Source organism: Bacillus sp. 01N45, assembly GCF_056399205.1.
Window position 1 is genome coordinate 83,020 of sequence record NZ_JBFTQW010000006.1, and the last position, 22,519, is coordinate 105,538.

General features: G+C 36.3%; 22 protein-coding genes and 1 riboswitch. Of the genes, 17 read left to right on the top strand and 5 right to left on the bottom strand.

All coding sequences use genetic code 11. From position 1 onward, the window contains the following. Nucleotides 1-9: 9 nt before the first annotated feature. The 5 genes from AC1DMU_RS15625 (at nt 10) to AC1DMU_RS15645 (ending at nt 5,792) form a co-directional block, all read left to right on the top strand. Complete coding sequence (locus AC1DMU_RS15625; RefSeq protein ID WP_088065066.1) at nt 10-1,209, top strand: MFS transporter; 1,200 nt, start codon at nt 10-12, stop codon at nt 1,207-1,209. Between the two features lie 268 nt (nt 1,210-1,477). Further along, complete coding sequence (locus AC1DMU_RS15630; RefSeq protein WP_048542790.1) at nt 1,478-2,194, top strand: LytR/AlgR family response regulator transcription factor; 717 nt, start codon at nt 1,478-1,480, stop codon at nt 2,192-2,194. 121 nt (nt 2,195-2,315) lie between these two features. After that, a complete protein-coding gene (gene cstA / locus AC1DMU_RS15635) occupies nt 2,316-4,394 on the top strand; it encodes a carbon starvation protein CstA (protein WP_088065065.1) in 2,079 nt (692 codons plus the stop codon). Further along, a complete protein-coding gene (locus AC1DMU_RS15640) occupies nt 4,387-4,590 on the top strand; it encodes a YbdD/YjiX family protein (RefSeq protein WP_000919820.1) in 204 nt (67 codons plus the stop codon). The genes cstA and AC1DMU_RS15640 overlap by 8 nt, the downstream gene beginning before the upstream one ends. Nucleotides 4,591-4,736: 146 nt before the next feature. Then, a complete protein-coding gene (locus AC1DMU_RS15645) occupies nt 4,737-5,792 on the top strand; it encodes a GGDEF domain-containing protein (protein WP_088065064.1) in 1,056 nt (351 codons plus the stop codon). Nucleotides 5,793-5,874: 82 nt separating this feature from the next. On the opposite strand, the gene pdxK is transcribed toward AC1DMU_RS15645, so the two are convergent. Beyond that, nucleotides 5,875-6,699 carry a pyridoxine/pyridoxal/pyridoxamine kinase gene (pdxK, locus tag AC1DMU_RS15650; protein ID WP_088065063.1) on the bottom strand — a complete coding sequence of 275 codons (825 nt, stop codon included), beginning with the start codon at nt 6,697-6,699 and terminating at the stop codon, nt 5,875-5,877. A 134-nt stretch (nt 6,700-6,833) separates the two neighbouring features. On the opposite strand from pdxK, the gene AC1DMU_RS15655 reads away from it, so the two are divergent. The 3 genes from AC1DMU_RS15655 to AC1DMU_RS15665 all read left to right on the top strand — a co-directional run bounded on the left by AC1DMU_RS15655 (nt 6,834) and on the right by AC1DMU_RS15665 (nt 9,890). Further along, on the top strand, nt 6,834-8,405 hold the full coding sequence (locus AC1DMU_RS15655; protein ID WP_088065062.1) for a GAF domain-containing sensor histidine kinase: 1,572 nt from the start codon (nt 6,834-6,836) through the stop codon (nt 8,403-8,405). A 20-nt stretch (nt 8,406-8,425) separates the two neighbouring features. Then, nucleotides 8,426-9,073 carry a response regulator gene (locus AC1DMU_RS15660; RefSeq protein ID WP_088065061.1) on the top strand — a complete coding sequence of 216 codons (648 nt, stop codon included), beginning with the start codon at nt 8,426-8,428 and terminating at the stop codon, nt 9,071-9,073. A 190-nt stretch (nt 9,074-9,263) separates the two neighbouring features. Continuing rightward, nucleotides 9,264-9,890, top strand: a complete 627-nt coding sequence (locus AC1DMU_RS15665; RefSeq protein ID WP_000246726.1) for an FMN-dependent NADH-azoreductase — start codon at nt 9,264-9,266, stop codon at nt 9,888-9,890. A 62-nt stretch (nt 9,891-9,952) separates the two neighbouring features. Here AC1DMU_RS15665 and AC1DMU_RS15670 read toward each other — a convergent pair whose 3' ends face one another. Beyond that, entirely contained in the window at nt 9,953-10,624 is a 672-nt protein-coding gene (locus AC1DMU_RS15670; protein ID WP_087981907.1) for a transcriptional regulator YeiL, read from the bottom strand. Nucleotides 10,625-10,730: 106 nt separating this feature from the next. Here AC1DMU_RS15670 and AC1DMU_RS15675 point away from each other — a divergent pair, with 106 nt between their 5' ends. Beyond that, nucleotides 10,731-11,426 (top strand): YjjG family noncanonical pyrimidine nucleotidase, encoded by a 696-nt coding sequence (locus AC1DMU_RS15675; protein WP_048542774.1) that lies wholly within the window; start codon nt 10,731-10,733, stop codon nt 11,424-11,426. A 40-nt stretch (nt 11,427-11,466) separates the two neighbouring features. Here AC1DMU_RS15675 and AC1DMU_RS15680 read toward each other — a convergent pair whose 3' ends face one another. Further along, complete coding sequence (locus AC1DMU_RS15680; RefSeq protein WP_088065060.1) at nt 11,467-12,699, bottom strand: chloride channel protein; 1,233 nt, start codon at nt 12,697-12,699, stop codon at nt 11,467-11,469. A 314-nt stretch (nt 12,700-13,013) separates the two neighbouring features. Beyond that, a riboswitch (SAM riboswitch) is annotated at nt 13,014-13,118 on the top strand. Nucleotides 13,119-13,210: 92 nt separating this feature from the next. Between AC1DMU_RS15680 and AC1DMU_RS15685 the strand changes: the two genes are divergently transcribed. The 3 genes from AC1DMU_RS15685 to AC1DMU_RS15695 all read left to right on the top strand — a co-directional run bounded on the left by AC1DMU_RS15685 (nt 13,211) and on the right by AC1DMU_RS15695 (nt 16,835). Then, nucleotides 13,211-14,509 (top strand): bifunctional O-acetylhomoserine aminocarboxypropyltransferase/cysteine synthase, encoded by a 1,299-nt coding sequence (locus tag AC1DMU_RS15685; protein WP_000504750.1) that lies wholly within the window; start codon nt 13,211-13,213, stop codon nt 14,507-14,509. Beyond that, on the top strand, nt 14,493-15,398 hold the full coding sequence (metA, locus tag AC1DMU_RS15690) for a homoserine O-acetyltransferase MetA (protein ID WP_088065059.1): 906 nt from the start codon (nt 14,493-14,495) through the stop codon (nt 15,396-15,398). The genes AC1DMU_RS15685 and metA overlap by 17 nt, the downstream gene beginning before the upstream one ends. 141 nt (nt 15,399-15,539) lie before the next feature. Further along, nucleotides 15,540-16,835 carry a homoserine dehydrogenase gene (locus tag AC1DMU_RS15695; RefSeq protein WP_000659102.1) on the top strand — a complete coding sequence of 432 codons (1,296 nt, stop codon included), beginning with the start codon at nt 15,540-15,542 and terminating at the stop codon, nt 16,833-16,835. A gap of 30 nt (nt 16,836-16,865) precedes the next feature. On the opposite strand, the gene AC1DMU_RS15700 is transcribed toward AC1DMU_RS15695, so the two are convergent. Further along, entirely contained in the window at nt 16,866-17,492 is a 627-nt protein-coding gene (locus AC1DMU_RS15700) for a YczE/YyaS/YitT family protein (RefSeq protein WP_088065058.1), read from the bottom strand. Nucleotides 17,493-17,590: 98 nt separating this feature from the next. Between AC1DMU_RS15700 and AC1DMU_RS15705 the strand changes: the two genes are divergently transcribed. Genes AC1DMU_RS15705 through AC1DMU_RS15725 form a run of 5 tightly spaced genes read left to right on the top strand, consistent with a single transcriptional unit; the run spans nt 17,591 to nt 22,056 of the window. Continuing rightward, a complete protein-coding gene (locus tag AC1DMU_RS15705; RefSeq protein ID WP_088065057.1) occupies nt 17,591-18,568 on the top strand; it encodes a LacI family DNA-binding transcriptional regulator in 978 nt (325 codons plus the stop codon). Nucleotides 18,569-18,578: 10 nt separating this feature from the next. After that, nucleotides 18,579-19,460 carry an SGNH/GDSL hydrolase family protein gene (locus AC1DMU_RS15710; protein ID WP_142291835.1) on the top strand — a complete coding sequence of 294 codons (882 nt, stop codon included), beginning with the start codon at nt 18,579-18,581 and terminating at the stop codon, nt 19,458-19,460. After that, the gene (locus tag AC1DMU_RS15715) at nt 19,457-20,374 is read left to right on the top strand and encodes an ABC transporter ATP-binding protein (protein ID WP_088065055.1); all 918 of its coding nucleotides are present in this window, start codon (nt 19,457-19,459) and stop codon (nt 20,372-20,374) included. Before AC1DMU_RS15710 ends, AC1DMU_RS15715 begins: the two co-directional genes overlap by 4 nt. Next, nucleotides 20,367-21,359, top strand: coding sequence for an ABC transporter permease subunit (locus AC1DMU_RS15720; protein ID WP_088065054.1), 993 nt, complete (start codon nt 20,367-20,369; stop codon nt 21,357-21,359). Before AC1DMU_RS15715 ends, AC1DMU_RS15720 begins: the two co-directional genes overlap by 8 nt. A 19-nt stretch (nt 21,360-21,378) precedes the next feature. Continuing rightward, nucleotides 21,379-22,056, top strand: a complete 678-nt coding sequence (locus AC1DMU_RS15725) for a uracil-DNA glycosylase (protein ID WP_088065053.1) — start codon at nt 21,379-21,381, stop codon at nt 22,054-22,056. 41 nt (nt 22,057-22,097) lie between these two features. Here the strand turns inward: AC1DMU_RS15725 and AC1DMU_RS15730 are convergent, their stop codons facing one another. Further along, the gene (locus tag AC1DMU_RS15730) at nt 22,098-22,391 is read right to left on the bottom strand and encodes a DUF3817 domain-containing protein (protein WP_000953389.1); all 294 of its coding nucleotides are present in this window, start codon (nt 22,389-22,391) and stop codon (nt 22,098-22,100) included. Nucleotides 22,392-22,519: the final 128 nt, after the last annotated feature.

The following is a 22,519-nucleotide window of genomic DNA, read 5'->3' on the forward strand; positions in this document are numbered from 1 at the left end:
GGACTTCTTGTGGGCAAGGTGAAAGAAATTTCGAAGCGAAAGCTACTTGGTATAGCAGGGCTTGGATGGTTATTTGATGCAATGGATGTTGGAATGCTTTCATTTGTAATGGTAGCACTGCAAAAAGATTGGGGATTAAGTACGCAAGAAATGGGCTGGATAGGCAGCGTTAATTCGATTGGTATGGCAGTCGGAGCGCTCGTTTTTGGAATACTATCAGATAAAATAGGGCGGAAATCAGTCTTTATTATTACATTATTACTATTTTCTATCGGTAGTGGTTTAACTGCTTTAACGACGACACTTGCGATGTTCCTTGTTTTACGATTTTTAATTGGTATGGGGCTTGGCGGAGAGCTTCCAGTCGCATCTACATTAGTATCAGAGAGCGTTGAAGCGCATGAACGTGGCAAAATAGTTGTGCTATTAGAAAGCTTTTGGGCAGGTGGATGGCTAATTGCAGCCCTTATCTCGTATTTTGTTATTCCGAAATATGGTTGGGAAGTTGCAATGGTATTGAGCGCGGTTCCGGCACTATATGCTTTATATTTAAGATGGAATTTACCGGATTCTCCCAAATTTCAAAAGGCTGAAAAAAGACCATCTGTTATCGAAAATGTAAAGTTAGTTTGGTCTGGTGAATATCGTAAGGCAACAATTATGTTATGGATTCTATGGTTTTCTGTTGTCTTTTCTTACTATGGGATGTTCCTTTGGTTACCTAGTGTAATGGTATTAAAAGGATTTAGTTTAATAAAAAGTTTTCAGTACGTACTTATTATGACGTTAGCTCAATTGCCAGGATATTTCACGGCTGCTTGGTTTATTGAACGACTTGGTCGTAAGTTCGTTTTAGTTACGTATTTAATCGGTACAGCATGTAGTGCTTACTTGTTTGGAGTGGCAGAGTCATTAACGATATTAATCGTAGCAGGCATGTTACTATCCTTCTTCAATTTAGGTGCTTGGGGTGCATTATACGTTTATACACCGGAACAGTATCCAACGGTTATTCGTGGTACAGGTGCAGGGATGGCAGCAGCATTCGGTCGTATTGGTGGTATTCTTGGGCCGCTATTAGTAGGATATTTAGTTGCTTCACAGGCTTCACTATCACTAATATTTACGATTTTCTGTGGATCAATTTTAATTGGCGTAGTTGCTGTAATTGTACTTGGGCAAGAAACGAAGCAACGAGAATTAGTATAAGGTGAAAGTTTAATCGGTGAGGGATTTATCTCCACTGATTATTAGCCAGCACCAATTGTGTTTTTGGGGAAGTAACACTCATTTCTTCGCATTCAGTGGGTGTTACTTCCTACAAATAATGGAATGAAAGGGTAGGGGGAACCGTTGTGGTTTCCTTTTTTCTGTTTTTTTAGATAAATAATGGTATAGTAAGAAAAAGGGAATGTTTCTTATAAAAGCGAATGTATACAACAAGACATATGGACAAAAGAATTAGGTGGTTGAAGAAATGAAAATTTTACTGATCATGGAAGAAGCAGAAGAGCGAAGAAGTTTAGCTGAAAAATTTACTGAAAATATAAGGAATGTAGAATGTTTTGAAGCGAATACGGGAACAGAATCATTATTGATCATGAAAAAGCATACACCAGATTTTGTTTTCTTGAATTCAAAATTACTAGATGGAACTGGTTTTGAATATGCGAGTTTATTACGGGAAGTAAATTGTTATACGAAATTGATTTTTATGGGTGAAGATATAGAAGAGTCGATTACGGCATTTCGGTTTCAAGCATTTTATTATTTACTACGCCCATTTCGTGAGGAAGATTTGCAATTCCTTTTATATAGAATGTGTAAAGAGCAAGGCGAGAAAGCAAAGAGTTATTTGCGAAAACTACCGATAGAAGGTCAAGAGGGAATTCGGTATATTTTCCCTGAAGATATTGTATATGTAAGCAAAAATAAGGAAAACAAAACGGTTTCAATTTATACAACAAATAATCAGTATATTTCAACATATACACTTCAAGAGCTGGAAAATAAGCTAAATGTATATGATTTTTTACGTGTGCATAAAAGTTATTTAATTAATATGTCATATGTACAAGAACTAAAACCTTATTATAATGGCACATATAATCTGTATTTAGATAAATATGATGAGCAACCGATTCCAGTTAGTCGTAATTATGTGAAACGACTTCGAAATAAGATTGAATTATAGTAGGTAATGCGAATTTTTTAACATGATAAACTAAAAATCCTTCATGATAAGGAGGATTCAAATTAAATATTCAGAAAATTTAGTACAATCCCACTAAGCGATAGTATTGGGGGGATTGTATGTGAAAACATTGAAGTCGATTTTACTATGGGGAGTTATTGCAGCAGTAGGCGCAGGTGCTTTTGGTGTAATAGCTTTATCACAAGGTGAAACTATTAATGCCGTGTGGCTCTTAGTAGCTGCGGTATGTGTGTATGCAGTTGCTTACCGCTTTTATAGTAGATTTATAGCGAGAAAGGTATTTGGTTTAGATAATAATCGGCAAACGCCAGCCCATACATTAAACGATGGAAAAGATTATGTTCCGACAAATAAGTGGGTATTATTTGGGCACCATTTTGCAGCAATTGCTGGGGCAGGCCCTTTAGTAGGACCGATTTTGGCAGCGCAAATGGGATATTTACCAGGGACAATATGGATTATTGTTGGGGTAGTTGTCGCTGGAGCTGTACAAGATTTTGTAATTTTATTTGCTTCGATGAGACGGAATGGTAAATCTTTAGGAGAAATGATTAAAGATGAGATCGGTCCTGTTACAGGGCTTATTGCAATGATAGGCATTTTAGGCATTATGATTATTTTATTAGCGGTATTAGCATTAGTGGTAGTAAAGGCGCTTGTCGGAAGTCCTTGGGGAATGTTTACAATAGCAGCAACGATTCCTATTGCTATTTTAATGGGAGTGTACATGCGCTACATTAGGCCTGGCCGGGTTGGTGAAGGGTCAGTAATCGGAATTATTCTACTTATACTGTCTCTTATTGGGGGACAGTATGTAGCAGAGCATCCAACGCTTGCAAGCATGTTCACGTTTAGCGGTGAAACGATTGCTATTATGCTTATTGTATATGGATTTATCGCATCGGCCTTACCAGTTTGGATGCTTTTAGCACCACGTGATTATTTAAGCACATTTTTAAAAGTCGGAACAATTGTTGGATTAGCAATTGGTATTTTAATTGTAGCACCAGATTTACAAATGCCAGCAGTTTCGAAATTTATCGATGGAACAGGTCCTGTTTTCTCTGGAAACCTATTCCCATTCTTATTTATTACAATTGCTTGTGGTGCGGTGTCTGGATTCCATGCTCTCGTTTCATCAGGTACGACACCAAAGATGATTGAACAAGAGGGACATGCACAGCCAATCGGTTATGGGGCAATGTTAATGGAATCATTTGTAGCGGCGATGGCGATGATTGCAGCTTGTGTATTAACACCAGGAACTTATTTTGCAATTAATAGTCCCGCAGCACTTATCGGTACGGATGTCTCGCAGGCAGCTCAAGTTATTTCTTCATGGGGATTTGCTATTACACCAAATGAACTAAAAGATCTTGCTGTAAACGTTGGAGAGCAAACGATTTTATCGCGCACAGGTGGTGCACCAACGTTAGCGATAGGTATGGCATATATTTTCTCACAAGTAATAGGTGGAACAGCCATGATGGCCTTTTGGTATCATTTTGCAATCCTCTTTGAAGCTCTATTCATTTTAACGACAATTGATGCTGGAACGCGTGTAGGCCGATTTATGATTCAAGATATTTTAGGGCATGTATATAAGCCATTTGCGAAAACGGATTCTACATTAGCGAATGTGATAGCTACAACATTATGCGTATTAGGATGGGGTTATTTCTTATACCAAGGGGTAGTAGATCCGCTTGGTGGAATTAATACATTATGGCCACTTTTCGGTATTGCAAACCAAATGTTAGCAGGTATTGCATTATTACTTGGAACGACAATTTTGTTCAAAATGGGGAAAAAGGCATATGTTTGGGTGACACTTATTCCAACTGTCGGATTGCTTATTGTAACGATGACGGCGGGTTATCAAAAGCTATTTCATGAAAATCCTAAAATAGGATTTCTATCTCATGCAAAGGTGTTTCAGGGAGCATTAGATGAGGGGAAAGTGTTAGCACCAGCTAAAAATGTCGCTCAAATGAAACAAATTATTTTCAATGATTATATTGATGCAGCGCTTTGTGGAATTTTTATGATAGTTGTAATCGCTGTATTAATTTCTGCGATTCGAATTTGGATTCAAGTATTAAGAAATAAGCCGATGCCGCTAAAAGAGGCACCATATATTTCTAGAGATGAAAGTGAGTCGAGGAACTATTATGCTTAAACGACTACGAAAAGTATGGGGAAAAAGGAAACACTTTATTAGTTTACTCGTTGGGGTACCAAGCTATGAAACATATGTAGAGCATATGAAAAAGCATCATCCAGAAGAAGAGGTTGTATGTCAAAAACAGTTTTTTGCAGAAGCGCAAGAAGCTAGATTTAATGCAAAGGGTGGAAAGATATCACGGTGTTGTTAAGGAAAAGGGCGAATTTTCGTCCTTTTTTATTTTTTGCTGTTTCACGTGGAACAGCAAAAAATAAATAAAAAGCTTTGGGAATTATAGGTATTTCGTATAAAATAAAATAAGGAAAGGGATAGATAGAAAAGTAGGGAGATTATTTTATGTTAAGGGACTTATTTGTAAACACAACAATTATTCTTTCCTTTATTTTTGTTGGAGGTCAGCTTTTAAGAGATAAACCGTTAAAAGAAGGGTTCTCTTTTTGGCAGAAATGTGTAGTAGGTATTCTTACTGGAATATTAAGTGTACTGTTGATGCATTTTGGTGTACATATTGAAGATATTATGTTGGATCTACGTTATTTAGCTGTTATTTTGGCAATTATAATTGGAGGTCCGATAGCTAGCAGTATAACAGTTACTATTATATTAATTACCCGATTATTTTTTACTGAATACTCTTTAGCCTCTGAATTGGCTTGTTATACAATTGTATTGATAGGTTTTGGAATTATTTTCATTTGGCGGATGAAAGCTTCTATATTTAAAAGATGGATCTGGTTTAATGTATATAGTTTATCTATTTTAACGGTTCCACTTTCTATTTTATTTAAGGATATGTCTATAATAGTATTATATTTAGTTTGTAGTGGTGTTGCAGCATATATCACATTTATAAGCGCAAATTATGTATTGCAATCCAATGAGTTATTTCAAACGATGAAGCAATACGCAACGATAGATGCACTGACAGGTTTAGGAAACGTAAGACAGTTTGATTTAGAGATGAATCGTCATATTGGTAATAAGCGTATGAAAAATGATTCACTTTGTTTACTACTTATAGATATTGATCACTTTAAGTGTGTAAATGATACGTATGGGCATCCTGCGGGAGATGAAGTATTAAAACAAATGGGGCATATTTTACGAGAAGTTTCAATGTTTCCAGATTTGGCTTTTCGAAAGGGTGGGGAAGAGTTTGCGCTTTTGATACCGCAGAAAGGATTAGCTTATGGAATGCGTATGGGGGAAAAAGTTCGTACGGCTGTTGAAAACCATCCATTTCAATTGCTAAATGGAACAAAAATAAAAATTACAGTTTCAGTAGGAATTTCAGTGTATGAAGAATCACCAGAGCGATTTATTCAAGCTGCTGATGATGCATTATATTACTCCAAAAGAAATGGTAGAAATCAGGTTAGTTCTGCATCTTAAAGATAAGATGACCAGAAGAGCTTATAAAAAAACACCCACAGAGAGGAAATATATAAACTCTGTGGGTGTTTTTATTTATATGTTAGACAAGTTCTTTTGATGCAACGAATTTACGATATGCACCGTGATGTGTTGGGCCTACGTATTCGTTGATCTTGAATGAATAACGGATAGCAGCTGTGATAAATTCTTTAGCAGTTTTTACTGCTTCTTTCACAGTTTTTCCTTTTGCAAGTTCTGCTGTAATTGCAGCAGAATATGTGCAACCTGCGCCGTGTGTATTTGTCGTATCAATTTTTTCTGATTCTAGAAGATCGAATGTTTCTCCATCATATAGGACGTCGATTGCAGTTTCCGTACCAAGCTTGCTACCGCCTTTAATTAGGACATATTTCGCACCTAAAGCGTGGATTTTTTTTGCTGCTTCTTTCATGTCTTCAAGAGAATTAATCTTTATGCCACTTAATTGGTAAGCTTCAAATAAGTTTGGTGTTACAACTAATGCCTTTGGAACAAGAACGTCACGTAAGCAATCGTTCGTTTCAGGATGTAATGCTTCATCAGCACCTTTACATACCATAACAGGGTCAACTACTACATTTTTGAAATTATGTTTTTCGATTGTTTCAGCAACCATTTCAATAATTTCTACTGATCCAAGCATACCTGTTTTTAAAGCATCTACTCCAACACCATCAATTGTCGTTTCTAATTGTGGTTTTAATGTAGAAGCTGGGATTGGGAATACGTTATGTGCCCAACCGTTATGTGGATCCATCGTTACGATTGTCGTAAGAGATGTCATTCCGTATACACCAAGTTCTTGGAATGTCTTTAAATCTGCTTGTATACCAGCACCGCCACTTGTGTCAGAACCAGCGATAGTAAGTGCTTTATTTAATGTCATTATGAAATCCCCCTCAAGTGATATAATGAAAACTATGTTTTCACCATTATATCAATGTTACGAATAAGTACAAAGTGAAAAGTAGATGATTTACTTTAGGGGCGATTTAAAATCTTGTATGTAGGAGACGAATTATGTTTCAAGAGAATCGTACAAATGAATTAGTTATATTAAAAGAGATTGCAGAGACGTTGAACACCTCAAATGATACATATCATGTGCTGCAAGCTGTGTTGGAAAAACTGTTGAATGTAACAGGTTTAACGACAGGATGGATATTTCTTGCGGATGAAAATGGCAGATATACAAAATTAATTGATTATCAATTACCAGAGGGATTAAGATTTGAAAATAAACGACCGATGTGTGAGGGGAATTGTTGGTGTTTACACCGATTTGTGGAAGGGAAACTAGAGAAAGCCGTTAATATTATTGAATGTAAGAGAATTAATAATGCGATTGAATATAACTGGGGAGATACAGAAGGGATTGTGCATCATGCGACAGTGCCGCTAAAAGCGGGGGGAGATGAATTTGGCGTATTAAATGTGGCTAGTCCAGGTAAAACGCATTTTTCTGAAGAAGAGTTAGTGCTATTACAATCAGTTGCTTTCCAAATTGGAACAGCATTAAAACGTACAAAATTGTATGAAAATGAAAAGAGAAGGGCTCATTATTATGTAAAGTTAGACCGATTTATTCAAGCTTTAAGGACGATTCATAAATTTAATGCATTGCCAGAGGAGATTGTAAAGCAAATAGGGAAGTTATTTTTATGGGAGCAAGTTGTATTCTTTATTAGAGAAGAAAATGAACTTGCTGTAAGAGCCCCATGTAAGATAGATGAGATACAAGAGGATTTGAAGTCAGCGGCACAGGAAGCTCTGAAAAAAGAAGAGCCTGTTTTGTTAAAGAGTCAGGTTGGGAATATCGTACATCCTAATCGTGCGGTTATTGCCATTCCCATACATATTCAAGATCATATATTTGGCGTACTAAGTGTAAGTTCGAATAATGGAGAATTTGATATAAATACGATAGATGTAGTACAGGCGTTAGCCAATCATATATCGTTAATGATAGAGAACTTAAGGTTAAATGAAAAGCGCCGAGAACTTGTACGACTGGAAGAACGTAATCGTTTAGCTAGAGATTTGCATGATTCTGTTTCACAAAAGTTGTTTTCATTAACTTTTATGACGAAAGGTGCCGAAGCCGTCTTAAAGGGGAAAAACGAAAAGGTAGATCAGTCTTTGCATGAGATACGTGAGTTATCGCAAGGTGCTTTAAAAGAAATGAGGACGTTAATTTGGCAACTACGTCCAGCGGGATTAGAGAAAGGACTATTACCAGCTTTAAAACAATATGGTGAAAGTTTGGGATTGAAAATTCGGGAACAAGTTACAGGTGTTCGTGATTTGCCACGCGTAGTAGAGGAAGCGCTATGGCGAATTGGACAAGAAGCTTTAAATAACGTAAGTAAACATGCGAATGTCAGAGAAGCGGCGATTTATTTCAAAGTGACGGAGAAGAATGTATCATTAGAAATAGTCGATCAAGGAAACGGCTTTGTAGAGAAGAATATAAAAGAGAAGAAATCACTCGGTATGACTACGATGCGCGAAAGAGTAGAATTAGTCGGTGGAACAATTAAAATTGTAAGTGATAAGAAAAGAACAAGTGTAAAAGTAAATGTACCATTATGATGTGAAAATGAGGGAAGTTTGTGAAAATAAAAGTATTGTTAGTTGATGATCATACAGTTGTTTTAAAAGGATTAGCATTTTTCTTAAGTACACAGGAAGATTTAGCGTTAGTTGGAGAAGCAAATAATGGGAAAGAAGCGTTAGTGAAAGTAGGGGAGACGAATCCTGATGTTGTATTAATGGATTTATATATGCCCGAAATGGATGGTGTCGAGGCGACGGCGTGCATCAAAAAAGAATATCCAAATGTGAAAGTAATTGTATTAACTAGCTTTTCTGATCAGGCGCATGTTTTACCAGCGTTAAGGGCGGGGGCAAGTGGGTATATTTTAAAAGATGTAGAACCCGATCAGCTTGTTGAAGCTATTCGAAGCGCATATAAAGGTAATATTCAATTACATCCAGATATAGCAAATACTCTTCTCTCTCAAACATTACCTGTGGAAGAAAAGGAAGAAGAACCTTCTATTCAAGTGGATGTGCTAACGGCGAGAGAAAATGAAGTGTTGCAGCTATTAGCGAAAGGAATGAGTAATAAAGAGGTCGCTTCTGTTTTAGTTATTACAGAAAAAACGGTAAAAGCTCATGTAAGTAGTATTTTGAGTAAGTTGAATTTATCTGATCGCACGCAAGCAGCATTATATGCAGTGAAAAATGGAATTGTATAAGACAAAAGTCGTAAGACCTAGTTCGCCTTTAGAAGGTGGACTTTTTTTATGGAAAAATACGTCTATGTGAGGACGAAATTGTCTTGATATAAAGATAAAATATGTTTGTAAGCAACAAAACAACAATTACAAGGGATACCTTTTTTGAAAGCATATAACAACAGAAGAGTGAGTACTAGGAGGAAAAACAATGGCAACAGTTTTATTTGTAAAAGCAAACAACCGCCCAGCGGAACAAGCAGTTAGTGTGAAATTATACGAGGCATTTTTAGCAAACTATAAAGAAGCACATCCAAATGATACAGTAGTAGAACTTGATTTATATAAAGAAGAATTACCATATGTAGGCGTAGATATGATTAATGGTACATTCAAAGCAGGTAAAGGATTTGATTTAACTGAAGAGGAAGCAAAAGCAGTAGCAGTTGCTGATAAGTATTTAAATCAATTTTTAGAAGCTGATAAAGTCGTTTTCGGTTTCCCATTATGGAACTTAACGATTCCAGCAGTGCTACACACATATATTGATTATTTAAACCGAGCTGGCAAAACGTTTAAATATACGCCAGAAGGTCCAGTTGGTCTAATTGGAGATAAGAAGATTGCATTATTAAACGCGCGCGGCGGCGTATATTCTGAAGGTCCAGCAGCTGAAGTAGAAATGGCTGTTAAATATGTAGCAAGCATGATGGGCTTCTTCGGTGCAACAAATATGGAAACAGTAGTTATTGAAGGACATAACCAATTCCCAGATAAAGCAGAAGAAATCATTACAGCTGGTCTTGAAGAAGCAGCTAAAGTGGCAAGTAAATTTTAATTGAAAATAGAATCGTCACTCGAAAAAAGTAGCATTAACAGATAAACGTTAATGCTACTTTTTTATATTTTAAGTTCATCAGCCAGTTTTTCTAATTGAATTCGATCTTGTATGTAATAGGTTCTTCCGTCTTTTTTTAAGTAATTTTGCTGGCAAAACTGGTTTAATACGTATAAAAGATGGCGGTAGCTGACATTTAAGTATTCCGAAGCCTCGGTATGTTTTTCTGTATAACTGTTATTTTGTTCTGTTAATAGAATAAAAGCCGCTAATCGATTTTCGAACGGATAACTATTGTTTTTGGCGTAACTTTCTGTTCGGCTAATTGTTTTTTCGCCGATAAATTTACATAGTTTCTGTAGAAAGGTAGCATCTTGCAATAAAAGATGCTGACAATCTTTAAGAGGGAGCGCTAAGCACATACAATCTTCAATCACTTCCACCGTTTTCGTAACGGATTCAACGCCAATTAACCCTAATTCTCCAATGAACGAAGGTGCTTGAATAAAGTTAATTAAGGAGACCTTCCCGTTTTTGTGACTCATATATATTTTCGCTTTTCCGGAAATTAAGTAATAAAGATAAGGAACATCAACGCCTTCATTACATATCCTTTCTCTCTTTTGAAAGGAATGTAGTTCAGCATACGGTAAGACATTAAAAGAAAAAAGAGTATGGACGTTGTAAGTTTGCATGTAATGAGAGATTTCTTCGCTATTTTTGCTGACTTTCATATTTTCACCTCATGTTTAGTATGAGATATCTCCTATTATGTTTACAAGAAGGAATGATACGATTTACGTAAATTTGTTTTTGTAGAAAAGAGAGTGTGAAGGGCTTATGAAAAAATATAAAACATTGCTATTTGATGTAGATGATACATTGTTAGATTTTCAGAAGGCGGAGAAAATGGCGTTACGTATGCTGTTTGAAGAGAAAGGGATTCCTCTAACTAGCGAGGTTGAAGGGCACTATAAAAAAATTAATAAAAGTCTTTGGGATGCTTTTGAGGAAGGTGAAATGAACCGTGATGAAGTTGTAAATACGCGGTTTTCAATTTTGTTTAAAGAGTACGGGGAAGAAGTAGATGGAGTATTATTCGAAAATAATTATCGTAGCTACTTAGAAGAAGGAGACCAACTTATGCAAGGTGCGTTTGAATTTATAAGTCAAATTCAAAGTGAGTACGATTTATATATAGTGACAAACGGTATTTCTAAGACGCAAGATAAACGTTTACGTAATGCAGGATTACATGCCTTGTTTAAAGATATTTTCGTTTCTGAAGATACGGGATTCCAAAAGCCGATGAAAGAGTATTTTGATTATGTTTTTGAACGAATTCCTAATTTTTCCCCTGAAGAAGGGCTCATTATTGGGGATTCGTTAAGTGCTGATATGAAAGGTGGATATGTAGCGGGAATTGATACTTGTTGGTTTAATCCAGAAAAGAAATCAAATAATAGCGAGATTGTGCCAACATATGAAGTACAAAATTTTGAAGAGTTATACGCGTTATTGAAGCAACGTGTGTAATAAAAATAGGCAGTGGAACTTTTGTCCCTACTGCCTATTTTTATTCGTTTGCAGCTTCGTTATTTTTAGGAAGTGGAAATGCATTACCAATCGCTGCCGCTCCAAGCATCGGTAATAGTAAATTGAGCGGGAAAAACATGAGTAATAGTAATGTTATAGCAATTGGTTTTCTTAATGCATAGCTTGAAATTGCTGTCGTGACGATGGCTACCGAAGCGATTGGATCTATCGGGATAATGGAAGCTATAGCATATCCGATACTAGATCCAGCAAATATAATTGGGAAAATATGTCCACCGCGCCAACCTGTATTTAAACAAACGGCAGTAATACATAATTTTAAAACACCTGAAAGAAGTAGTACCCAGAAAGATAAATGACTCCATTCAACGACTAAATCTTTTAATTGATGTTCTCCTGAGAATAACGTGTACGGGAGAAAAGTTCCTGTAATTCCTAATAAAATACCACCGATAATTCCAAGTGATAGTTTGTATTCCCTGAAGGGATGGATTAATTTCTCTAATGTGAATTCAAATTTGAAATAAAAGAAACCAACTATAGCACCAATACTAGCAAGTGGTAGAAAGGCGATCCATTCATTAAGAGAAAGGGAACCTTCCCCAAAATCAACGATAAAGGATCCGCGATTATCGAATTTACTAAGTAATAAATAAACGGAAAAGCCAGCGAAAGTGGTAGCTAAATATACAATTGCTTTTTTTCCTTTAGAAAATTCGTTAATTTGCTCACCCTCATTTTCATTTGGAGCTAAATAACCGAATAATGGCGCGTTAAAAATTACACTTAAAGTAGCGCCAATTCCAACCTCTGTTAGTTCATTCATTCCTTTTAAGGCAAATGTAAAGCGATCCCCTACCCATGTACAAAGTCCACCGATAATTCCAACAAGTGCTGCTTCGGGACCTAAGCTAGCTCCAAATATTAAAACGATAATCGCAGTTAAAGTAGCTTTATGTACAAAACGGTATTCAATTCTACCAGTTTTTTTATATTCACCCATCACTTCCGGCATAAGACGTGGATATATGCCGAAGTATTTTTGGGTTAAACCAACGAGAATACCACCGATAGTTGTTACACAAATAGTGTAATACGGGGGAGAAGAGAAAATAGTAGGTAAGTATCCCCAAATAAAGTGAATGCCGATATTTATTGTAACTAAAAATAGCCAGACTGTAGCTCCTACTATAGAGCCTAAAAGAATGCCGTATAGGACGAGTATATAGTGCATGTCCTTTGTGTTTGTCATGTTATACCTCCGTTATGTAAGTTTTAATGTCGAAAGGATTAAATATGCTACTGTGAAAGGAATATGTATAGTATCTTTTTGAGAGGTGGGCTTATTCAATATATTGAGGTCTCGTGAGAATTTGAAATGTATACAGTTAAACTACTTACTTAATTTTATATAGTAATCGTGGGTTTTAAAAGGTCTTTTTCAAATGGATATGGAATATATTTCTTTTGTTATGCATGTCAAATTCTTTGTATTTAATTTAGAACATTCAGAAAAACTGTTTGACATTAGGAAATTATTGCTATAAAATCAACGGTAATTGCATAGTCTTATCAAGAAAAGGTGGAGGGACAGGCCCGATGAAACCTTGGCAACAGCCGTATAACGGAATTGTGCCAAATCCTGCAGGTAATAATCCTGAAAGATAAGAAAGAGCCTTTAGAGCGTGTTTTCAAACTGCTCCTTTCTTGTTTTCAGGAAAGGAGCAGTTTTTTATTTTGTATAAAAGAAAGGAGAATGAGAGATGGGAGAATCATGGGGAAAAGGAACAATTTGTGTGCAAGGTGGCTATACACCAAAGAATGGTGAACCGCGTGTTTTGCCACTTTATCAAAGTACAACGTATAAATACGATACTTCAGATGATTTAGCAGCGCTATTTAATTTAGAGGCAGAAGGATATATATATACGCGTATTGGAAATCCTACTTTAGCTGCATTTGAGCAAAAGTTAGCGGATTTAGAGGGTGGTGTAGGAGCTGTTGCAACGGCTTCTGGGCAGGCTGCTATTATGCTTGCTGTTTTAAATATTTGTAGTAGCGGAGACCACTTGCTTTGTTCTTCCACAGTTTATGGCGGAACGTTTAATTTATTTGGAGTGAGTTTGCGTAAGCTTGGTATTGACGTTACGTTCTTTAATCCGAATTTAAGTGCTGATGAAATTGTGGCCCTTGCTAATGATAAGACGAAACTTGTTTATGCAGAGTCGTTAGGAAATCCAGCGATGAACGTTTTAAATTTCAAAGAATTTTCAGATGCAGCGAAAGAGTTAGAAGTACCTTTTATCGTGGATAATACATTAGCAACTCCTTATTTATGCCAAGCATTTGAGCACGGAGCAAATATTATCGTTCATTCTACGACGAAATATATTGATGGTCATGCAAGCTCTTTAGGCGGCATTGTCATTGACGGAGGGAACTTTGATTGGACAAATGGGAAATATCCTGAACTTGTTGAACCGGATCCAAGTTATCACGGCGTAAGTTACGTTCAAAATTTTGGTGCAGCAGCGTATATTGTGAAGGCACGTGTTCAATTATTAAGAGACTATGGAAACTGTATGAGCCCATTCAATGCGTATATTAGCAATATCGGCTTAGAAACGCTACATTTAAGAATGGAGCGTCATAGTGAAAATGCTCTCGCAGTTGCTAAGTGGCTTGCTAACCATGAACGTATTGAATGGGTGAATTATCCGGGATTAGATAGCAATGAAAATTACTCGTTAGCACAAACGTATTTGAAAAAAGGTGCTAGTGGTGTTTTAACATTCGGCATTAAGGGCGGATTAGAAGCAGCGAAAGAATTTATCGCAAATGTAAAACTAGCAACTCTCGTAACGCATGTAGCGGATGCACGAACTTGTGTTATACATCCTGCTAGCACAACGCATAGACAATTAAGTGCTGAAGATCAGCGTCTAGCTGGCGTTACATCAGATTTAATTCGTTTATCGGTTGGTATAGAAGATGTTTCTGATATTATTGCAGATTTAGAAGCAGCGCTAGTCGGAGGCAAAGAACATGCCGATCATAATTGATAGAGATTTACCAGCTCGCAAAGTGTTGCAGAAGGAAAATATTTTTGTAATGACGAAGGAGCGAGCAGAAACACAAGATATCCGGGCATTGAAAATTGCTATCTTAAATTTAATGCCTACAAAGCAAGAAACAGAAGCGCAATTACTTCGTTTAATTGGCAACACACCGTTGCAATTAGATGTTCACTTACTTCATATGGAATCACATTTGTCTCGCAATGTAGCGCAGGACCATTTAACGAGTTTCTATAAAACATTTCGTGATATTGAGAATGAGAAATTTGATGGACTTATTATTACAGGAGCACCAGTTGAAACTCTTTCTTTTGAAGAGGTAGATTATTGGGAAGAGCTTAAACGTATTATGGAGTATTCAAAAAAGAATGTAACATCTACGCTTCATATTTGCTGGGGGGCACAGGCTGGCTTGTATCATCATTATGGTGTTCCAAAGTATCCTCTTAAGGAAAAAATGTTCGGTGTATTTGAACATGAAGTTCGTGAGCAACATGTGAAATTGTTACAAGGGTTTGATGAATTGTTTTTTGCCCCGCATTCTCGTCATACAGAAGTACGAGAGAGTGATATTAGAAAGGTGACAGACTTAACATTATTAGCAAATTCTGAGGAAGCAGGTGTTCACCTTGTCATTGGGCAAGAAGGAAGGCAAGTGTTTGCGCTCGGGCATAGTGAATATAGTTGTGATACGTTAAAGCAAGAATACGAACGGGACCGCCAAAAAGGGTTAAATATTGATGTGCCGAAAAATTATTTTAAGCATAATAATCCAAATGAGAAACCACTTGTAAGGTGGAGAAGCCATGGGAATCTATTATTCTCTAATTGGCTGAATTATTACGTGTATCAAGAAACCCCTTATGTATTATAAAAAAAGATTGTGTAACACGTGGCAACGTTTTCTTTGTAAAGATTAACTCATATTTTTCCGAATGTTCAAAAAACATTGTTTTTCATATTTTTTACTCATATAATTTCATCTAAACACAATTTTTGAGGGGTGGACAGTATTATGAAAGAAATTCAAGTTGGTTTATTAGGTCTTGGGACAGTTGGGAGTGGTGTAGTTCGTATCATTACAGATCATCAAGAGCGACTTATCCACCAAGTAGGTTGTCCTGTAAAAGTAACGAAAGTACTAGTACAAAATATTGAAAAAGAGAGAGAGGTAGAGGTACCTTCTACTCTATTAACACAAGATGCAAATGAAATTTTAGATAATCCAAATATTGACGTTGTCATCGAAGTGATGGGTGGCATTGATGATGCAAAAGCATATATTTTGCAAGCCTTACAGAGCGGGAAGCATGTTGTGACTGCCAATAAAGATTTAATGGCGTTACATGGGGCGGAACTCTTAGCGGTAGCAAAAGATAATAAAGCAGATTTGTTTTATGAAGCAAGTGTAGCCGGAGGGATTCCGATTTTACGAAGTATCGTAGAAGGACTTTCTTCAGATCTTATTACGAAAGTAATGGGAATTGTAAATGGAACGACAAATTTTATTTTGACGAAAATGTCAGATGAAGGGAGAGCATATAACGACGTGTTAAAAGAAGCCCAACAACTTGGATTTGCAGAAGCAGATCCAACATCAGATGTGGAAGGTTTAGATGCAGCGAGAAAAATGACCATTTTGGCTACCCTTGGTTTTTCTACAAATGTAGAGCTTGGAGATGTGAAGGTAAAAGGGATTACTTCTATTACAGAAGAAGATATTGAATACAGTAAGAGTTTAGGATACACGATTAAATTAATCGGTCTTGCGAAGCGAGATGGTGAAAAATTAGAGGTGACAGTTGAACCGACACTACTTCCAAATACACATCCTCTGGCGGCCGTACAAAACGAATATAACGCTGTATATGTGTATGGTGAAGCGGTCGGAGAAACGATGTTTTATGGGCCAGGTGCAGGAAGTTTACCGACAGCAACAGCTGTTGTTTCAGATTTAGTAGCTGTAATGCAAAATATTCGATTAGGTGTAAACGGAAATAGTGCGGTATCCCCGCAGTATAAAAAAGTATTAAAAGAGCCAGACGAAATTGTTGTGAAGAAATTTTTAAGACTTCATGTAAAAGATGAGATTGGTGTATTTGCAAAAATTACTTCATTATTCTCTGAGCGTGGCGTTAGCTTTGAAAAGATTATTCAAATGCCGCTTGAAGAGAAAGGGAAGGCTGAAATTGTAATTGTGACGCATCGTGCGTCTCTTGCTGATTATGATTATATTCTACATACGTTGCAAGGGTATGAAGAAATAGATTGTTTGAAAGCAAACTATCGAATTGAAGGGGATGCTAAGTAGTATCTCTTCTTATAAAACAGAAAGAGCCTGTTAAGCAGCTTGCTTAATAGGCTCTTTTCTATTTAAAATCTTCGTACCAATTTGAATAAATGCTTGGATAATCCAGCCTGTTGTAAAGGATAAGATGATTGTTCCAAAATAGATAGGTCCATCTAATAGGAAGCTTAATGTTAAAAATAAAAACGCTAACGAAATTTCTGTTCTTCTAAATGTCCATTTCTTTTTCTCAGCAACCGTTAAAACGAAAGCTTCTTGAGGTGCTGCGCAAAGGTTTGTAGAGACGTAAAGACCAATCCCAGCTCCAACGAATAGATTTCCGCAAATAAGTGTTATATATTTTGGAAGAGAACGGATAGCGTCCATAATAGTTGGAATGGAACCAATCCAATCAACAAAAAGGGAAATAAGAACCATCGTTACAATTGTACCAATTGTTATTTGTTTTTTATTCCAAAAGAGTACGATAAGAGTAAATGCAAAGTTAATCATGAAAATCCAAAAACCGATACTTATCCCGAAATTTTGATATAGTGCAATAAAGAAGGAATCATAAGGGCTAAGTCCAAAGGAAGTAATTGTCGTCATCATATTAATACCGATGGCGAGAGTGAGTAGACCGCCAATGAAAAATATATATTCTAATTTGAATCGAAGCATAGTTGTATATCCTTTCAAAATGTATTTGCTAGGAAAGGATATATTGTGGAAAGCTTACCAGGTCAAGGGAGAATTTTTGCAGGGAAGGGGAAAATGAGATGACGAATATAAGGAAGATTGCTGAGCTTGCTGGGGTATCTGTTTCAACTGTTTCACGTGTACTAAATAATCATCCATATGTGAATGAACAGAAACGAAAAGAAATTTTAGCAATTATAGAAGAATTAAATTATACGCAAAATGTGAATGCAATTCATTTAGTGAAAGGAAAAACGAATGTAATTGGCGTTTTATTACCGCACGTAAATGATCAATATTATAGCGCTATTATCGAGGGAATATCAAAGGAAACAGCAAAGAATAATTATAATATGATGCTTTGTCAGACGAATTATAGTGAGGAAAGGGAATTAGAAATTTTAAATATGTTAAAAATGAAAAAACTTGATGGGGTTATTATATGTTCGCGGGCGAATAGTAAGGAAAAGCTTGAAGAATATACGAAATTCGGCCCTATTGTTATGTGCGAAGAAATCGACTCGAATTTCATTTCGAGTGTGCATATTGATTACTATAAAGTGTTTTCGCGCGGAATGAAAAGCTTAATAGATGCGGGCCATACAAGTATTGGGTATTGCATTGGAAGAAGTAATAGCATTAATAGTCAGAGAAGAAAACAAGCATATGAAGATTCGCTTCAACAGATTGCTGTAACACCGATAGAGGCTTGGAAGTTTAAAGGCTGTTTTACAGTGGAAGATGGGCGTAATGTGATTAGGGAATGGACACGTATGTCAGTAAAACCAACAGCGTTTCTTGTATCTTGCAACCATATTGCCGCGGGGATGGTAACGGAAGCGAAAAAACAAGGCATTCGTATTCCGGAAGATATTACGATTATTGGTTGTGATGATCAAGATGTGGCAGATATTTTAGGCATTACGACGATTTCGTATTGTAGTAAAAATGTTGGTGTGAAGGCATTTGAATTATTATATGAAAAGATTAATGATGAGCAAATCGATATAAGGCACGTAGAGTTATTGCCAGAATTAGTACATAGGGAAACAACATAATAGATAAGGTTTGAAAATCGCTTTTCAAAATTGCGTTTGGTATAATTATGGACAATCTATGAGGGCTAAAAGGGGTTTTGATATGAGATCAAAAGTAGTAAAAGTAATTCTACTCATTACAATTGCATCTTTCTGTTTATTTGCATATGGCTTTGTTTCAGGTGTAAATGATGTATTAAATCCGAAAGCTTCAAATTTAATTAAAAAGACCGATGTAGTGGCAAAAGAGAAAAAGAAAACGGGAACGTTACAAATCGTTAGTTTAGGTGATTCATTAACACGCGGTGTTGGTGATAAAGAAGGAATTGGCTATGTTGGACGGATGAAAGAAGATTTACAAAAAAATTATAAGCAAAAGGTTGCATTAACAAACTTAGCTGTTAGTGGTGCAAAAATGCCCGACCTATTAAAACAAATTGAGAGTAGTGGCGCTCAATATTCAATTAAGCAAGCAGATGTAATCGTTTTAACAATTGGAGGAAATGATTTATTTCCAGGGTGGGAATCGCTTGAAAAGATAGATTTAGAAACATACCGTCCTGATACAGCGACGTTCCAAAATGAAGCGAAGAAAATAATAGAAGAAATTCGTAAGTTAAATACAGATAGCCCTATTTTTTGGCTTGGTTTATACAATCCTTTTGAAGATGTAGAAGATTTAAAAGGTTCTTCAAACATCGTTGTAGACTGGAATGCATCTTTAGAAAAATTAGCGATAAATAATAAAAATGTGTATATTACACCGACATTTGATTTATTCCAAAACCGTGGGAAAGATTTATTATACTCCGACCATTTCCATCCGAATGAAATAGGATATACATATATGGCGGACCGATTAGTTCAAAATGTTGCGAGTAAATTAAAACTAGAACAAGGAGGGGTAAAATGACGACGATACTTTCCGTACGTGACGTGAAGAAGGTAATTGGAAAGAAGACAATTGTAGAGAATATTTCCTTCGATGTAAAACAAGGGGAAGTGTTCGGCTTCCTAGGGCCGAATGGTGCCGGAAAAACAACTACAATTCGAATGTTAGTTGGATTGATTAAAGAAACAGAAGGCACGATTTCTATCGGCGGTTATTCTATTAAGGAGAATTTCAGAGAAGCGATGCGTCAAATTGGGAGTATCGTTGAAAACCCAGAACTGTATACCTATTTAACGGGATGGGAAAATTTAAAACAATTTGCCCGTATGTTAGGTGGTATATCAGATGAACGTATTATTGAAATTGCTCAAATGGTTCATTTAGATGAAAGAATTCACGATAAGGTAAAAACATACTCACTCGGTATGAAACAGCGTCTTGGTATTGCGCAAGCGCTTCTTGGAAATCCAAAATTGCTCATATTAGATGAGCCAACAAATGGTTTAGACCCAGCTGGGATTAGAGAACTTAGGGAATTTATACATAAGCTTGTGAAAGAAGAAAATATGAGTGTGTTTATTTCAAGTCATTTGCTAAGTGAAGTACAAATGATATGTGATCGGGTTGCGATTATTCATAAAGGAAAAATGATAACAGTTGCCAAGGTTGAAGAGTTAATTAAAACAGCAAGTGATCGTGTAGAATGGATTGTTACACCGATTTCTAAGGCGAAAAATATGCTAGAAGATGCTGAGGAAGTAAGAGAAGTGAGTATAGAAGGTAATCGATTACTATGCCGCATGGATATTGTATCTATAAGTAGTTGGAATAAACGTTTTGTAGAAAACGAGATAGATGTGCATAGTGTTAAGGAGCTTGTATTTACGCTAGAAGATTTATTTATTGAACTCACAAGGGGTGAGCAGCATGCGTGAATTTGCGAATCTAGTCTTAAATGAATCGGAAAAAATTTATCGTAAGAAACGTATTTTTGTTGTCATGCTTATTTTAGCAATCTTGATCCCACTTTTCGTGTATGCGCAGTATCGTGAAGTAGAAACGACACAAAAAAGGCTCGGTACGACGGATTGGAAAGTTTCATTACAACAACAAATTGTTGATTCTCAAAACCGCTTGAACAATTCTAGACTACCAGAAGAATGGCGTGATTGGCTAAAGGTAAGAGTGGAGCAGCAACAATATTATTTAGATCATGATATTAACCCGATGGCACCGGGCGCACCCACTTTTGTAAGGGTGTTTATTGAGCAAGGAATTACATTGTTTATTCCGCTTCTCGTCATGATTGTCGCTATCGATATTGTTTCAGGAGAGCGAAGTGATGGAACGATGAAGATGCTACTTACACGGCCGATTCGGCGCTGGAAAATACTTCTTAGTAAGTACGTGACGATGTTATTTTTCATTTCACTCATACTGCTTCTTGTCGGTTTGTTTGCTTACATATTATCTGGGCTTGTATTTGGATACTCGGGATGGAATTTGCCTGTTTTAACTGGGTTTGTTATTGATAAGGAAACGTTAAATACGAATTTTGTACACCTTATTCCACAGTGGCAATACGTCTTGATGGCGTATGGGTTAGCTTGGTTTGTTGCTATCGTTGTCGGAACTATATCATTTATGGTTTCTGTTTTAATTCGAAATACACCAGCCGGTATGGGCGTTATGTTAGCCGGATTAATCGCAGGTGGCATTTTAAGCTCGTTTGCAACATCTTGGGAGGGTGCGAAATATATTTTTAGTGTGAATTTATCATTAACAGATTATCTATCAGGAAAATTACCTGCATTACAAGGCTTATCGATGGGGTTCTCTTTAATGAATTTAACGGTTTGGGCAGTTGTATCCCTTATTATTTCGTTTGTAGTATTTACAAAACAGGATATGGTGAATTAATTGGACGGGAAGTGAAAGCATGAAAAATGTTTTAAAAAATGATTGGGAGCCATTATTGGCACCAGAATTTGAGAAAGAATATTATCGTAAGCTGGCTGATTTTTTGAAAGAAGAGTACAGTACACATGTTGTTTATCCAAGGGTAGAAGATATTTTTAGCGCTCTAGAGTATACAAGTTATGAAAATACAAAGGTCGTTATTTTAGGGCAAGATCCATATCATGGACCGGATCAAGCACATGGTTTAAGCTTTTCAGTACAGCCCGGCATTAAAACGCCACCGTCATTGCTAAATATGTATAAAGAACTTCGAGATGAATATGGTTATGAAATCCCGAATAACGGTTATTTAGTAAAGTGGGCAGAGCAAGGGGTTTTATTATTAAATACGGTATTAACAGTTCGACAAGGTGAAGCCAATTCTCATAAGGGAAAAGGTTGGGAGTATTTCACAGATCGTGTAATTGAGCTATTAAATGAACGTGAAAAACCGGTTATTTTCATATTGTGGGGACGTCATGCACAGGCGAAGAAAAAGTTAATTACGAATACGAAGCATCATATTATCGAGTCTGTACATCCGAGCCCATTATCGGCAAGACGTGGTTTCTTTGGTAGTAAGCCATACTCTAAAGTAAATACGATTTTAGCTAATATGGGCGAGAGAGAAATTGATTGGGAAATTCCAAATTTGTAAATAAAAAAGGTAGTTAACAGTCGTTAACTACCTTTTTGCTATTATTGTTGTTCGTTCTTTAATTTTGCATCTAGTACAAACGTACCGAATGGGATAACTGATGAAACAAATGCCCCAAGTGCCCATGCAATTGATTTGCGGTGTACGATTGTTACTTGAATTACCGCAAAGATGAATAGAATAAATAAAACACCATGAGCCATACCTGTAATTTTAACGGCTGTTGCAAATCCTGCAAAATATTTTAATGGCATTGCTACAAATAATAGTAATAGGAAAGAAATCCCCTCAATTAAGCCGATTGCTCTTAATCGTCCGATTGGTGTAGATAACATGAAGTAGCCTCCTTTAATGTATGCTTGTATATAGTAAATTTGTATTCTTTTTCAAAATAAAATAGTCTATTTTGTTCCATTATATACAAAAAGAAAGTTTACACTACGAGAATAGTGCAAAGTTCAAA

Coding starts and splice junctions, on each gene's coding strand:
- AC1DMU_RS15670 (WP_087981907.1), bottom strand. CDS start 10,624: ATGAAAGTCAGCAAAAATAGCGAAGAAATCTCTCATTACATGCAAACT.
- AC1DMU_RS15680 (WP_088065060.1), bottom strand. CDS start 12,699: ATGACAAACACAAAGGACATGCACTATATACTCGTCCTATACGGCATT.
- AC1DMU_RS15715 (WP_088065055.1), top strand. CDS start 19,457: ATGACGACGATACTTTCCGTACGTGACGTGAAGAAGGTAATTGGAAAG.
- AC1DMU_RS15685 (WP_000504750.1), top strand. CDS start 13,211: ATGGGAGAATCATGGGGAAAAGGAACAATTTGTGTGCAAGGTGGCTAT.
- AC1DMU_RS15705 (WP_088065057.1), top strand. CDS start 17,591: ATGACGAATATAAGGAAGATTGCTGAGCTTGCTGGGGTATCTGTTTCA.
- AC1DMU_RS15730 (WP_000953389.1), bottom strand. CDS start 22,391: ATGTTATCTACACCAATCGGACGATTAAGAGCAATCGGCTTAATTGAG.
- pdxK (WP_088065063.1), bottom strand. CDS start 6,699: ATGACATTAAATAAAGCACTTACTATCGCTGGTTCTGACACAAGTGGC.
- metA (WP_088065059.1), top strand. CDS start 14,493: ATGCCGATCATAATTGATAGAGATTTACCAGCTCGCAAAGTGTTGCAG.
- AC1DMU_RS15675 (WP_048542774.1), top strand. CDS start 10,731: ATGAAAAAATATAAAACATTGCTATTTGATGTAGATGATACATTGTTA.
- AC1DMU_RS15640 (WP_000919820.1), top strand. CDS start 4,387: ATGCTTAAACGACTACGAAAAGTATGGGGAAAAAGGAAACACTTTATT.
- AC1DMU_RS15720 (WP_088065054.1), top strand. CDS start 20,367: ATGCGTGAATTTGCGAATCTAGTCTTAAATGAATCGGAAAAAATTTAT.
- AC1DMU_RS15695 (WP_000659102.1), top strand. CDS start 15,540: ATGAAAGAAATTCAAGTTGGTTTATTAGGTCTTGGGACAGTTGGGAGT.
- AC1DMU_RS15725 (WP_088065053.1), top strand. CDS start 21,379: ATGAAAAATGTTTTAAAAAATGATTGGGAGCCATTATTGGCACCAGAA.
- AC1DMU_RS15645 (WP_088065064.1), top strand. CDS start 4,737: ATGTTAAGGGACTTATTTGTAAACACAACAATTATTCTTTCCTTTATT.
- AC1DMU_RS15630 (WP_048542790.1), top strand. CDS start 1,478: ATGAAAATTTTACTGATCATGGAAGAAGCAGAAGAGCGAAGAAGTTTA.
- AC1DMU_RS15700 (WP_088065058.1), bottom strand. CDS start 17,492: ATGCTTCGATTCAAATTAGAATATATATTTTTCATTGGCGGTCTACTC.
- AC1DMU_RS15665 (WP_000246726.1), top strand. CDS start 9,264: ATGGCAACAGTTTTATTTGTAAAAGCAAACAACCGCCCAGCGGAACAA.
- AC1DMU_RS15655 (WP_088065062.1), top strand. CDS start 6,834: ATGTTTCAAGAGAATCGTACAAATGAATTAGTTATATTAAAAGAGATT.